At 73.9% G+C, this 1,523-nt stretch carries 2 protein-coding genes; both read left to right on the top strand.

Annotation, left to right across the window (positions count from 1 at the left end; genetic code table 11):
- Positions 1 to 881 (top strand): DnaJ C-terminal domain-containing protein (locus FNQ90_RS22760; protein WP_182608066.1); only part of this gene is annotated, 881 nt, incomplete at its 5' end.
- Between the two features lie 55 nt (positions 882 to 936).
- The gene (locus FNQ90_RS22755; protein ID WP_182608067.1) at positions 937 to 1,428 is read left to right on the top strand and encodes a heat shock protein transcriptional repressor HspR; all 492 of its coding nucleotides are present in this window, start codon (positions 937 to 939) and stop codon (positions 1,426 to 1,428) included.
- Positions 1,429 to 1,523: the final 95 nt, after the last annotated feature.

Below are 1,523 nucleotides of genomic sequence, written 5' to 3'. Positions count from 1 at the left end.
CCGGCGCCGGTGGTGCCGGGACCGGCACCACGGGGGGCGCGGGTGGGTTCGGCGGTGGCATCGGGGATGTCTTCGGCGGCCTGTTCAACCGGGGTGGTCCCGGCTCGCGGGTGCAGCCGAGGCGGGGTCAGGACATCGAGTCCGAGGTGACGTTGAGCTTCACCGAGGCCGTGGACGGCGCCACCGTGCCGCTGCGGATGTCCTCCAGCGCGGCCTGCAAGGCGTGCGCGGGCACCGGGGACACCAACGGCACGCCCCGGGTCTGCCCGACCTGTGTGGGCACCGGTCAGGTCAGCCGCGGCGGTGGTGGCGGATTCTCGCTCACCGACCCGTGCGTGGACTGCCGGGGGCGCGGACTGATCGCCGAGAACCCGTGTTCCGTGTGCCGGGGCAGCGGTCGGGCGACGAGCTCGCGAACCATGCAGGTGCGCATCCCGGCGGGTGTCTCCGACGGGCAGCGCATCCGGCTGCGGGGCAAGGGCGCGCCGGGCGAGCGGGGCGGTCCCAACGGTGACCTCTACGTCACCGTGCACGTCGACCCGCACCCCCTCTTCGGACGTCGTGGCGACAATTTGACGATTACCGTGCCGGTGACCTTCCCCGAAGCCGCGCTCGGTGCTGATATCAAGGTGCCGACCCTCGGGGGGCCGCCGGTGACGCTCAAGCTGCCGGCCGGAACGCCCGGCGGACGGACCATGCGCGCCCGGGGCAAGGGCGCGACGCGCAAGGACGGGACCCGGGGCGACCTGCTGGTCACCATCGAGGTGACGGTCCCGCGTGACATGGGGGAAAGGGCGAGGAAGGCCCTGGAGGAGTACCGCGAGGCAGCCGTGGGTGAGGACCCGAGGGCGGGACTCTTCGAGGCCGCGAAGGGAGACTGACGTGGACGGCCGAGCAAGTCGAGTGGGTACCGGGCAGGGCATGGGCGGTACCGGGATGCCCGGGGGTACCCCGGGCGGTCCCCGATCCGAGACGCCCTTCGGCGGCGCCCGGTACGACAACCCCTACGAACTGAACGACGACACCCCGGTCTACGTGATCTCGGTCGCCGCCCAGCTCTCCGGGCTGCACCCGCAGACGCTGCGCCAGTACGACCGGCTCGGCCTGGTCTGCCCCGACCGAACCGCCGGGCGGGGTCGCCGCTACTCGGCGCGCGACATCCAGCTGCTGCGCGTGGTGCAGCGGCTCTCCCAGGACGAGGGCATCAACCTCGCCGGCATCAAGCGGATCATCGAGCTGGAGAACCAGGTCGCGGCGCTCCAGTCGCGGGTGGCCGAACTCCAGCAGGCGGTGGACGGCGCGGCCGTGGCCATGCGCCGCCGCGAGGCCCAGGTGCACGCCTCCTACCGGCGTGACCTGGTGCCCTATCAGGACGTGCGGCAGTCCTCGGCGCTGGTCGTCTGGCGGCCGGAGCGCCGCCGCCGCTGACGCGCCGGCCCGACGCGCGCCCGGCCCGGGGACCCGGCCGGGCGGGCGTTCCGCGGTGCGCGGCGGGTTCGGGGGGTTCCGGGGGACGAGAGGAG

Origin of the sequence: Streptomyces alkaliphilus (assembly GCF_014141535.1) — a bacterium.
Lineage (GTDB): Bacteria > Actinomycetota > Actinomycetes > Streptomycetales > Streptomycetaceae > Streptomyces > Streptomyces alkaliphilus.
Note: the sequence above shows the minus strand (reverse complement) of the source record. Positions and strands in the feature narration are given on the sequence as shown.